At 65.4% G+C, this 11,073-nt stretch carries 11 protein-coding genes; 6 read left to right on the top strand and 5 right to left on the bottom strand.

Going from position 1 to position 11,073, the window contains the following annotated elements; translation table 11 throughout:
* Nucleotides 1-28: 28 nt before the first annotated feature.
* Nucleotides 29-820: a trans-aconitate 2-methyltransferase gene (locus HPC46_RS04800; RefSeq protein WP_179467318.1), complete on the top strand. Its 792-nt coding sequence runs from the start codon at nucleotides 29-31 to the stop codon at nucleotides 818-820.
* Between the two features lie 18 nt (nucleotides 821-838).
* Here HPC46_RS04800 and HPC46_RS04805 read toward each other — a convergent pair whose 3' ends face one another.
* Entirely contained in the window at nucleotides 839-1,321 is a 483-nt protein-coding gene (locus tag HPC46_RS04805) for a hypothetical protein (protein ID WP_179467319.1), read from the bottom strand.
* 39 nt (nucleotides 1,322-1,360) lie between these two features.
* Here HPC46_RS04805 and HPC46_RS04810 point away from each other — a divergent pair, with 39 nt between their 5' ends.
* A complete protein-coding gene (locus HPC46_RS04810) occupies nucleotides 1,361-2,029 on the top strand; it encodes a phosphatase PAP2 family protein (protein WP_179467321.1) in 669 nt (222 codons plus the stop codon).
* On the opposite strand, the gene HPC46_RS04815 is transcribed toward HPC46_RS04810, so the two are convergent.
* Complete coding sequence (locus HPC46_RS04815) at nucleotides 1,983-3,473, bottom strand: bifunctional phosphatase PAP2/diacylglycerol kinase family protein (protein ID WP_179467323.1); 1,491 nt, start codon at nucleotides 3,471-3,473, stop codon at nucleotides 1,983-1,985. The two genes, HPC46_RS04810 and HPC46_RS04815, sit on opposite strands and share 47 nt — an antisense overlap.
* 176 nt (nucleotides 3,474-3,649) lie before the next feature.
* Between HPC46_RS04815 and HPC46_RS04820 the strand changes: the two genes are divergently transcribed.
* From HPC46_RS04820 to HPC46_RS04835, 4 genes are all read left to right on the top strand, one after another.
* On the top strand, nucleotides 3,650-6,292 hold the full coding sequence (locus tag HPC46_RS04820; protein WP_179467326.1) for a WXG100 family type VII secretion target: 2,643 nt from the start codon (nucleotides 3,650-3,652) through the stop codon (nucleotides 6,290-6,292).
* Between the two features lie 51 nt (nucleotides 6,293-6,343).
* Complete coding sequence (locus tag HPC46_RS04825; RefSeq protein WP_179467328.1) at nucleotides 6,344-6,859, top strand: Imm61 family immunity protein; 516 nt, start codon at nucleotides 6,344-6,346, stop codon at nucleotides 6,857-6,859.
* Between the two features lie 298 nt (nucleotides 6,860-7,157).
* The gene (locus HPC46_RS04830; RefSeq protein ID WP_179467330.1) at nucleotides 7,158-7,298 is read left to right on the top strand and encodes a hypothetical protein; all 141 of its coding nucleotides are present in this window, start codon (nucleotides 7,158-7,160) and stop codon (nucleotides 7,296-7,298) included.
* 3 nt (nucleotides 7,299-7,301) lie between these two features.
* Nucleotides 7,302-7,763 (top strand): hypothetical protein, encoded by a 462-nt coding sequence (locus HPC46_RS04835; protein ID WP_179467332.1) that lies wholly within the window; start codon nucleotides 7,302-7,304, stop codon nucleotides 7,761-7,763.
* 79 nt (nucleotides 7,764-7,842) lie between these two features.
* Here HPC46_RS04835 and HPC46_RS04840 read toward each other — a convergent pair whose 3' ends face one another.
* The 3 genes from HPC46_RS04840 to HPC46_RS04850 form a co-directional block, all read right to left on the bottom strand.
* Entirely contained in the window at nucleotides 7,843-9,078 is a 1,236-nt protein-coding gene (locus tag HPC46_RS04840) for an HNH endonuclease signature motif containing protein (protein ID WP_179467334.1), read from the bottom strand.
* Nucleotides 9,079-9,149: 71 nt separating this feature from the next.
* Nucleotides 9,150-10,100, bottom strand: a complete 951-nt coding sequence (locus HPC46_RS04845) for a hypothetical protein (protein WP_179467336.1) — start codon at nucleotides 10,098-10,100, stop codon at nucleotides 9,150-9,152.
* Complete coding sequence (locus tag HPC46_RS04850; RefSeq protein ID WP_179467338.1) at nucleotides 10,097-11,023, bottom strand: DUF5631 domain-containing protein; 927 nt, start codon at nucleotides 11,021-11,023, stop codon at nucleotides 10,097-10,099. The genes HPC46_RS04845 and HPC46_RS04850 overlap by 4 nt, the downstream gene beginning before the upstream one ends.
* Nucleotides 11,024-11,073: the final 50 nt, after the last annotated feature.

Below are 11,073 nucleotides of genomic sequence, written 5' to 3' on the forward strand. Positions count from 1 at the left end.
GTCGACGCGGATGTGGTGAAGTGGCGGCATGTGGAATCCGCAGACGTATCTCGCGTTCGCCGATCAGCGCGGACGGCCGTTTTTCGATCTGCTGGCGCGGATCGGGGCCGAGTCACCACGGCGGGTGGCGGACCTGGGCTGTGGGCCCGGCAATCTCACCGAACAGTTGGCCCAGCGCTGGCCGGACGCCGCGCTGGAGGCGGTGGACAGCTCACCGGAGATGGTCGACGCGGCCCGCGAACGAGGGATCGACGCCGAACTGGGCGACATCTCAGTGTGGACTCCGCGGCCCGGCACCGATGTCGTGTTCAGTAACGCCGCGCTGCAATGGGTTCCGGGGCATAACGACTTGATGGTGCGCTGGGCAGGGCTGCTGGAGCCGGGAGCCTGGATCGCCGTTCAGGTGCCCGGCAACTTCGACGCCCCGTCACACGCGGCGATCCGGTGGCTGGCCGATCAGGAGCCTTGGTCAAAGGCGCTGGGCGACTTCCATTTCCGGGATGCCAACGTGGTGGAGACGCCGATGCGGTATGCCGAGTTGCTCACCGCCGCGGGCTGCACCGTCGACGCCTGGGAGACCACCTATCTCCACGAACTCAGCGGTGACAATGCGGTTCTGAACTGGATCACCGGCACCGCGCTCACCCCGGTACGCGATCAGCTGACCGACGATCAGTGGCAACAGTTCCGCACCGAGCTGATCCCGCTGCTGGATGAGGCCTACCCGATGCGGCCCGACGGCCGTACGTACTTCCCGTTCCGCCGGATCTTCGTGGTCGCTCAGGTGGGAAGTCCCTCGCGCTCCGCCTCGGCACGGTAGCGGTGGATACAGCCGCAATCACGGATTGTGTGGCACTCCGACTGCGCGGTAGACGTATTCGGGAGGAACGTCGAACGCCAGATGTCGGGTTGGTATCCGGGTGAGCACGTCCTCGGGAATGTCCAGTTTGTACGTCAGCGACAGCTGGCCGCTGAACTGGGGGTCGACGCCCGCGATATCGACCGTCAAAGTGATTCCGCTGCTGGAGATCTCGGCTGTGACGGTGCCTTGTTGGGGATCATTCCAGCGCACGTCCATCGTGCGGCCGGCGACCTTGGGCACACTGGACAGGGTGGCTACCGCGCGTTGGGACGTGAACACCACGGAGCCCACATAGCTCGCGATGGCTCCGCTGGCGCGATGCCCCGGCACCTTGCCGCTGAACCTGCGCGTCACAGGAACGAACTCGGCGAGGTAGATGATGCCCTCGCTGTCGAACTGCTCGCGCATCTCGCGCGGGAGCTTGCCGATGCCGAACAACCTCCGTAGGAATACGGCCACGCCGAAGATCGTGCCAGATCTCGTGGTACTGAAGAAGGGATGGCACCGACAAAATCCTGGTTGTTCACCTCCGCTGTCGTCGGGGTGATCGTTTACGTGGCGATGTGGGTCGGCTACGTGCAGAACTGGGCGTGGCTGGCGGTCGTCGACACCCGGTTGCTGCAGACGTTCCACGACGTCGGTGCCACGCGGCCCGGGTGGGTGGCGTTCTGGGCCGTGCTGTGCGCCGTGTTCGGACCGAACGGCTTTCGGGTGGTTGCGTTGGTCCTGCTGGTGGTTGCGCTGGCGCGTCGCAACGTCGCGACGGCAGTCTTTCTGTTGATCAGCATCGGATTGATGGGCGTGGTCACCGAGGTCGCCAAGTTCGTCGTCGACCGGCCGCGCCCGCCGACCGCTCTGGTCGATGCTGCGTCGTCGTCGTTTCCGTCCGGGCATGCGCTGGGTGCGATGGTCGGTGTGTTAGCCCTGCTCACCGTGCTGTGGCCGAGCCTGACCGCCAGATGGCGCACAGTAGTAGCGGTCCTTGGAGGTGTGTTGATCGTCCTCGTCGGGTCGGCGCGGGTGGTGCTCAACGTCCACCACCCGTCCGACGTGCTGGCCGGCTGGGCGCTCGGCTACTTGTTCTACCTGCTGTGCGTGCGGCTGGTGCCGCCGCGCGGAATCACGGCAGCGGCCGAAACACTGGCAGTGCCCGATACCGGGCGGTGAAACTCGCACGGTCGTAGGAATCACCGACCTCACCGTCGCGGGCCAGCGGCGTCGGCCCGTCGACCGCCTCGAACGAGAACTCCGGCACCTGCATCTCGTGGTAGAGCGGGCTGCGTACCAGGCGGCCCAGCAGGATCGCGGTGAGGATGCGCAACCGGCTCAGCCGCCGGCCGGTTTCCAAGATGCGAACATCGATCAGACCGTCGTCCATGCGGGTGCGCCGTGCGGGCGCGAAACCCGTTGGGAGATAAACGGAATTACCCAAGAAGAACAGGGAGGTCTGCAGCGTCTTGTTGTCGTAGCGGATCCGCACGGGCTCCTCGCGGCGCAGCGTGTGCCACATGGCGTACAACCCGGCCAGCGGCTTGCCGATCTTGTGCTCGAGCTTTTCCCGGGTCTGTACGAACGCGGGGTAGGCGCCGATGCTGGCGGTGTTGATCACCATCTGGTCCTCGTTGAGGCAGACCAGGTCCACGTACGACGCGTTGCCGGCGCGGATGGCTGCGACGGTGCGTTCGACGGTGTCGCAGCCGATGTCCTTGGCGAAATGGTTGAACGTTCCGGCCGGGAAGACTGCCAGCGGTACCCCGGCGGATACCGCCACTGATGCCGCGCAGGCCACCGTCCCGTCGCCGCCGCCCACGCCGAGCACCTCGGCGCGCTGGGCGGCATCGCGCAGAACGGCGTCCGGGTCGTCGTCCTCACCGAGTTCGACGATCTCGGCCTTGGGGAGTTTCTGGCGGACCTCGTCGATCACCCGGGTCCCCGTCCCGCTGCCCGAGGCCGGGTTGATGACCAGGACGACGCCGGCGCCCTCGGGACGCTCGGGGGTTTCGATCCGCAGCGGCTCGGTCGCGGGCAACTTTGCCGGCACGATCGGCGGGACCAGCCTCCCGCCCAGCACCGCGATCGCGGCCCCGATCCCGAAGCCGGCGAACACGTCGCCGGGGTAGTGCGCGCCGGTGGCCACCCGGGACAGGCCCACCAGGCCGGCGAGCAGAGCCAGGCCCAGTCCCAGCGGCGGGCTCTCCAGGCCCACACCCACCGCGAACGCGGCGGCGCTGGCCGAATGCCCGGAGGGCAGCGAGCTCGACGTCGGCATGCGGCGGGCACGTCGCATCAACGGCACCAGGCTGCTGTTGGGCCGCTCGCGCGTCCAGACCCGCTTGGCGACCTGATTGGTCACCAGACTGGTGACTGCCAGTGTGGCCACCCCGCGGCCGGCGCCGCGGCGGGCCGACGGCGATCCCGTCGCCGAAAGGGCCGCTGCGATCGCGAACCACAGCTTGGAGTGGTCGGCGGCGCGGGTCAGCAGCGGCATCGCCTTGTCCAACAGCGGGGTCGGCGATTCGGCGACGGCTTCGAACACCTCGCGATCCAGCGTCCCCAATCCGCCGGTGATCTGTCGGATGCCCTGACCGTCCAGCAAGCTTCGCGATGTCATCAATCCAACGTAGCCGGGTGTGCCCGCCTCGACGGGCGGGTCGTTCTGCACGGCTGGGCCCGCGGCGACGCCTCCCGGGTTAGCCCCAGCGTGGGGTCCTTCCCGGGTCGGCCATCCGATCTACTGGTCAGCTGGGTGAATTGTGATGGCGTTGTCATCTCCGTAGCGTTTGCTCTGTGAGTGGGGATGGCGGCCTGTTGCGCGTCGATCCTGCGGCGCTGTCGGGTGCGGGCTCCGCGGTCGCCGGTCTGAGCGAGGTGCTGACCGCTGCGGTGGGCTCTCTGACTGGCTCCTACAACGCCGATACGGGTCAGGATGCGGCGGGAACGGCGTTCGGGTTCGCGTATCAGGATTCGGCCCGGGCGCTGGTCGACGGTGTTAGCAAGGGGGTCAATGCGCTGCGGCATATCGGTTATCTGATTCAGGGCTCAGCGACCAACTATTCCTGTGCCGAGGCCGCCGCCGATATCCGTGGCGGAGCGACGCCGTTGCCGGCGCCGGCGGCGCCTGCCCAGTATTCCGCGCCGGGGGGTGATCCAGATGTCAACGGCCCCGGTCAAGCTCCGCCGGTGTTGTGGTATCTGGTGGAGTCTCTCGTTGGTGATTGGTGGCCCAACGGTTCTCCGGGTGAACTGCGCGCGGCGGGTGCGGCGTGGAGCGTGTTCGCGACACCGCTGTATGGCGTTGCCGGGCAGATCGCCGGCCCGTGCGGGGTCATCGATGCGCAGCAGATGCCGGACAGAGAGCCGATGAAGAAGGCGGTGTTGGACGCCGGTTCCGCGATGTCGTCGCTCGCGGGTGAGGCGCAGAAGCGCGCTGGTGAATTGAGCGGCTTCGCAACCGATATCGAGACCACGCAGAACGCGATTCGGGATCTCCTGGACAAGCTGTCGTCGGTGGTGGGATCGATCGTCGACCAAGGGGTCCTGGGGACGGTTTTCGAGTTGTTGACCGGTGATGCCGAGGAGAAGATCCACGAGGTCGCCAACGACATCAAAGCCGTGATTGCCAACCACAAAAGGCAGTCCGCGGCGCGCAAAGAGTTACTTGCTGATCTGGTCAATGGCATCAAGAACTATTCGCACGCAATGGAAATCGTCACGCGCGTCGAGCTGGTCAACTATCTCGGAGAGGACGCGGGTCGGATCGCGGCCAACGTCTTCGATGCTTTCACCGACGCGAACGTTGGTGTCGCGTTGGGCGGGATCAACACGGTGGGCAGCATCGCGTCAATAGATCCGATCGGTGATCCCAAGGGCACCTGGGAGATGATCAAAGGCCTGAACAAGATGGCCGAGATCCTGAATCCGATGACGGCGCCGATGGCGTTTGCGACGGATCCCCAAGGCTCGCTCGACATGGTCAAGGACCTCACGCATTACGACGACATCACCAGCGATCGTCCGTTCCTCGGGATTGGTGAGTTGGGCTTTGATATCGGTACGGCGATCATCCCCGGCGGTGCGGGTGTCAAGGCTGCTGGGGGTGCGCGAGCCGCTGAAGGCGCGGCCGCGCGGGCCGAGATCTCGGCGACCGAACGCGCCGCTGGTGAAGCTGGCGGGATTGCCTCGGCGACAGGGGGTTTGCGCGGTGTCTCGCGTGATCTCGAGGGTGTTACCGCCAAACTCGATGATCTGAATAGGACGGGCCTCGATGGCGGCAAGCCCCCGTCGGGAAGCCCAGGGCCGCTGCCGAAGCCAGGAGAACCCGGACCGCCGGTTGCTCGTGACACGGTCCCGTCGGGTGGGAAGCCGACGTCCGCTCCGGTGTCAGGTGAGCCTGTTTCTCCACCGGTGACACATATACCGGACGCTGCTCTGTCGCCGAAGGCTGACGCGCCTTCTGCGTCAGCGGGTTCCGAGACGACTGTGCCGGCAAGCGCGCCGTCTTACGAGGTGAAGGGTGCTGTCGAGCCAGCGCCTGCGAGTGCGACGGCTTCCGGGGCGCCGGATGCTGCGAGCGGTCATGCGTCCGAAGGATTGTCCTCGGCGGCAGGCGGCGCCGGTGACAGCGTGCCCGCGGCCGTAGGAGCGCACGGCGCAGAGGGCGTCGCCGACAGCGCGGGGCATGGCCCGCACCCGGTCACAGGCGATGGCGCAGGTGGTTCGCACGGCGGGTCGGGCGATCACGGAGCGGGAGGGCACGCTGATGACCCCGGCTCAAGCCCGAACGATGGCCCATCAAATAAGTCAGATGACCACCATGATGGAGGTGTTTCTACCGGAGACGGTGCATCGCATGATCCCGTGCATTCGTACCCCGAGCCGAGGGGCGATGGCTGGGAGCGCGTAGACGACAAGCCGAACGACAAACCGACATATGGTGAACCGCTCGACGAACATTGGTCTAGCGATCACTATCCCCAGCCCGATGAGATGGATCCGAAGGTCCGCTCTCTGATCACCGACTACGACGCTCCATACGGTCGAGACGCCCACGGTGTGCCGATGAGCAAGGCGGACTATGAGGCTCGGTACAACGAGGTTGGGCCCGAGGGCCGGGAATTCCAGAACTACCCTCCGAATGATGGTGCGGTCTCGCACTCGAAGGTGGTGTACAACTCTGTTGATGCATACATCCGCGACTACGGTAGCGGAGTTGACCGCATCGGCCTTGAGTCCGGGAAGTACCTCGCGGTCATGCGTGATGGCGTCGCGGAGTCATTTGAGGCTCGTGGCCTTCCGATATCAACTCTTGTGGACCCATACTTTTCATACTCGCTAACTGGTCGCCTGCCGGAGCATGCACATCGAAGTGTCAGAGGTGGCACCCGCGTTTGGACGCGAGGGAGGGTCACTACAGGTGCGAATCTTCGATGATGCGAATGTTGAGGTTCGAGTAGAACGACTGAAGAGAATAGGGATCATTCGATGACCAATTCGCCTCAAATCAACCCGGAACTCGTCGATTGGGCTCGACAAGCCGGTTACGCGTTTGGGCCTTCGGGCCAGTTAGGCGCGGCGTTGTTTTGGACCGATCCCGGTGGGGAGACTCGACTCTTCGTTCGTTCCTCGGATGGTGCGGTCGTGCTGACATCAGCTGACCGCAGCGAGGCTGAGGTATTCGTCCTCTCATCTCCTCGAATTTCGGTAATCGAGGACTACTTGTGGGATTTCTTCGGTTCTGACATCCGCTCGAAACGCAAATTGCCATGGCTCGAGGTACCGACGACTGAAGCGCAGCTTGCCGGGGGGTTCGCCATAGATCGAAGGGATGACGGATTCGCCTATCTGACCGACGCCGACGGTGAGCGGCTCGCCCAAGTTCGTGATGGCGGTGTCGGGGTGATGGACTTGGTTCTCCTCTCGCACCTTGTTGGTCAGAGCGTCAGCGACATCAAGGAGAGCTACGAGTCACCCAACGGCAGTCCCATGTTCCCGCAATAAGCAGAAGACTCGAATGACGGTGAGAAAGTTCGGAAATCTGGTGATCGACAATGGTATTCCCAAATGATGCCGGCGTTATCAGATGACCTGGCGAGGCGGGCAACTCGCGCGGGTATGGACTTTCGAGCGATGGAGTCCTCTAGCGTTTGTACTCCACGAGCGGCGGGGAGTACGTCGACTACATTCGAGCGAGCAGCGACGATCCGGGCTGGTACGGCGTTAGCAACTCTTTCGCGACGGGGCGAAGAGCGAATTGTGTGGCCGTTCGCACGATGACATCATCGAGAGATGTTTCTGGATGACGTTGTTCGGTGCCGACATTCGATGTGTTCTGCGTAGCTGGCAATGGGACATCCACGGCGAGGCGCGCGGTCCCGAGTTCATCAACAGGGCTGCGGCGGCCACATTGGCCGCTATCAAGGCAGCGGAAGGGAACTGAAAAGTGGCTGAAGACATTGTGACAACGCTGTCTCAACTACCCGCGATGGCTGCAATCACCTATCGGGGCATGGCTGGCCCGAGGCCGAACGGGTCGTTCACCCTCAGTGGGATCCTGCCCACCTCAATGGATCCACGGGTTGGCAGCGAAAATTTCACTGCCGATTGGTTGGCTGCGATCGTCAGCATCACCGGTCGACTCGTCGCCCCCTTCGCGCGGTATCAAGAAGAGCAAGAGATCGCCATGCTGCCGGGTACTTTGCTCTTGCTCGTCGGCTCGGTGGATGTTCCGGGCCTTCCGGATAGCGTGGTGCTCCTGGCTGAACCAGGGGACGCACCTGGGTTGCCCGCCGACTCCACGGGACTGAAACAGGCAGTGATTGAACAAATCACAGCTGCATTAGCTCGCCCGCCCGTGACCGTCAATACACCGGGGCGCTTTGCGTTCCGGCCGCCTCGGCAGTGATGTCCGATCTCACGTCCTTGAATGCGAAGTGCTCTATACCCCAACCGATATCGATGTCATCGGGGTGTCCGAACCCAACCTAGTTATCAGATGGCGGCGGTTGTGGCTCGAACGGGTGGTACCACTTCCATTGGGCGCGTTCACCGATCGGCCCGGGACAGGGTGGGACCTTCGGTGGTGGATGGTTGGGTGGACGGGCCAGTGATGCTGAGGTGAGTGGGTCGCCGTCGTAGTCGGTGACGGTGAGACGGTCGGCGGGTCCGGTGATGGTGATGTCGCCGCGGTGGTGCGCGCGATGGTGATAGGGGCAGAGCAGCACTAGATTGTGTAGTTCGGTGGGGCCGCCGTCTTCCCAGTGCTGGATGTGGTGGGCGTGCAGGCCGCGGGTTGCGTTGCAGCCGGGGACCGCGCAGGTGGCGTCGCGGTGTTCGAGCGCGCGGCGCAGTCGCCGGTTGATGGTGCGGGTGGCCCGCCCGGCGCCGATAGGTTGGCCGTCGCGTTCGAACCAGACCTCGCAGGTGGCATCGCAGGTCAGATATTGGCGGTCGCCGTCGGAGAGCAGCGGACCCAAATGCAGTGCTGCGACGCGCTGCTCGACATCGACGTGCAGCACGACGGTGGTGCGTTGCCCGTGCGGGCGGCGGGTCACCTCGGTGTCCCAGCCGGCCTCGACCAGCCGCATGAACGCATCCACAGTGTTGGGGAACGGTGGTGGGTTCTCGGAGCGCTCGGTGTCGTGGTCGTTTTTGTATTCAGTGACCAGTGCATCCTTGTGGGACTGCAGGGCCGCGTCGAAGGTCGCGGCCTCGTCGTGGGGCAGGGTGATCCGCCAACTGGTCGAGTCCTCGCCATGTGACTTGGTGATCGAGCGTGGCGGATCCGGTTGGGGACCGTGGTCGGGCTTCGGGCGGGGCTGGAGTTTGATCGCTTTGCGCAGCTGGCTGACTGTGGCCACCGACGCCAGTTGGGCGTAGTGCTCATCAGAACCCTCGGCGGCGCGTTCGGCGATGACCCCGACCTGATCCACCGACAACCGACCTTCGCGCAGAGCCGTGTTGCAGCGAGGAAAGTCCGGGAGTCGGTGCGCGACTGCGGCGATAGTGTTGGCGTTGGTGGAGGAGATGCCGAGTTTCCACGCCACTATTGCGGAGACAGAGCGCGCGCCGGTGGCACCCCAGATCCCGTCGTGATCGATCTCTGCGACGATCTCCACGATGCGTCCGTCGATCGCGTTACGCTGACCTGCCAGCTCAGCCAGCTCCTCGAACAACACCTCAAGGCGTTCCTTCGAGCTCAGCACGGCGGTCGAGGACATGACCACATCATCGCAGCGGGCACCGACAAAAAATGACGGTCTTCGGGTCGGCCAGGAATTCCGCAGCTAGATCAAGACTTTGGGTCCGCTGGCTCGTCTGCCTTGCCGTTCGGCACGACGATGCGTCGGGTCGCGACGGGCTTTCCGTCGACTTTCTTGGTGACCTGAGGCGCCGGCGGGGGCGCGGTGATGCGCCCTTGAACCGGTGCGCCGTTCTTGACCGAGGGGACCGACACCCGTTTGGTGTCGGTCTTGGGGTCCTTCTCTGCCCCGCCGGCGCCGTGCATGGCGCCGGGCGGAATCATCGGCATGCCACCCATGCCGCCGGTCATCGTCGGGGTCGGTGCGGCCATGCGCGGTGGCGGCACTGCGGTGTTGGCTGACGACGGGGAGGTGCCCGCCGACGGAACCGGAGGCGGGCCGAGCATCGCGGTCGGGGCGGTGCCGAGGCCGCCGCCACCGCCGCTGGATCCTCCGCCGCCGGCCCCGGATTCGCCTGGTGTTTCACCGAATTCGCCCAGCGGGTCGGTGAGGCTGGCTTTGTCGAGCTCTGCGGACGCACCGCCGGCCTGCTGCATCATGCCCATCCCGGCCTGCATCGCCTGCTGGGCTCCCTGGGCGAGCTGTTGGGGGATCTGCGCCAGCGGTTGCAGCGCGCCGCCCATGGCACCGGCCAGAGCGCCGGCGAGTTGGGAGGCCATCTGGGGGAGCTGTTGGGCCATCTGGTCGGCTTGGCCTTGGCCGGCAACACCTTTCATTTCCGTGTTGGCTTGCTCATCCTGGGCGGGGAATTTGGCTGCTGCTTCGGCGGTCTTCGAGTCGCGCTTGGCGTGCTCTTCGATGCTCTCGGTGTTGTCCTTGGGATCGCCGAGATTGGCGGCCAGCCCGAGTACGCGCAGCAGCTGCTCGATGGGAGTCATACCGGCGACGAGCGGATCGGAGGTGATCGGTGGCGGCGGCAGGTTTCCGCCTTGGGCCGCGAGGTAGTCGCCCGGGCTTGCGTTGAGCTTTCCGTTCGTCATCGGTGCCCGTCTCCCTTCAGCGCCAGGCTCAAGGCCTGAAACCACGCGAAGTGGTAATTGGCAGTGGTCTTTTGGTTCTTGATCAGCGCGTCAATGGTCGCCAGTAGCTGCCAGTTGCCGACCTTAGCGGTGTCGACATGATCGGGGTAGTCACCCAGGACCTGGCCGGCGACGGTGGCGAGATGTTCGCGCAGCAGCTCGACTTCGGAGTCCAGGTAGCCGGTTCCGGTAGACGCGGCCTTGGCCAGGGTGAGCGCCAGGCGAGGTAGTCCGTCACGCCATTTGGTGGCTTGGGCGAGTTCCCAGCCGAGTTCGTCGACGTCGTCGGTGTCGCGGGCGCGGATCGACATCGATACCGGGTCCGCGTCTTCGGCGGGTGGGAGGTAGTCGCCGGGGGCGTAGGTGGCGGTCAGCGTGGTCTCGCCGAGCATTGCCTCGAGAGTTCGGGTTCTCGCGCGTGGCGCGAGGATCTTGATGCCGGTGGGGATTTCGACGTGCGGCGGAATCCAGCCACTGGCGAGGTCGGTGGTCAGGACGGTGTTGCCGTCCTCGCGGTCGCCGATTGCCCAGCGCAGCTGGGGTTCTTGGCGGGCGACGGCGTCGAGGAGCCGTTGCAGGCGCTGTTGCGCTTGAGTCATGGCGGCGCCGACTCCGGCGACGGCACCGGTAGCGGCCCCGGCCAGCGCACTTTCGGTGATCCCGGTCGGTGGCGTTGCTGTCGCAGCGGCCGCGGGGGTTTGGCGGACGACGGCGGGCTGTCCGAGTTGGGTGCCGCTAGAGGGGTGGACGGGTGCGGAGGCCGGGGCCGCAGCCGCAGGTGTCGGAGGCGGAGCTGCGGGCGCGGTGGTCGCGGCGGGGCGAAGATCGGCGCCGTAGGCGGGCAGCGGGCCCGCAGGGGCTGCGGGGGCGGCGGTGGTGGGCATGACGGGCGCTGCCTGACACCGCTAGGACGCGGCCGAAGGAGACCCTTGGT

Origin of the sequence: Mycolicibacterium vinylchloridicum, assembly GCF_013404075.1 — a bacterium.
GTDB classification, from domain to species: Bacteria; Actinomycetota; Actinomycetes; order Mycobacteriales; family Mycobacteriaceae; genus Mycobacterium; species Mycobacterium vinylchloridicum.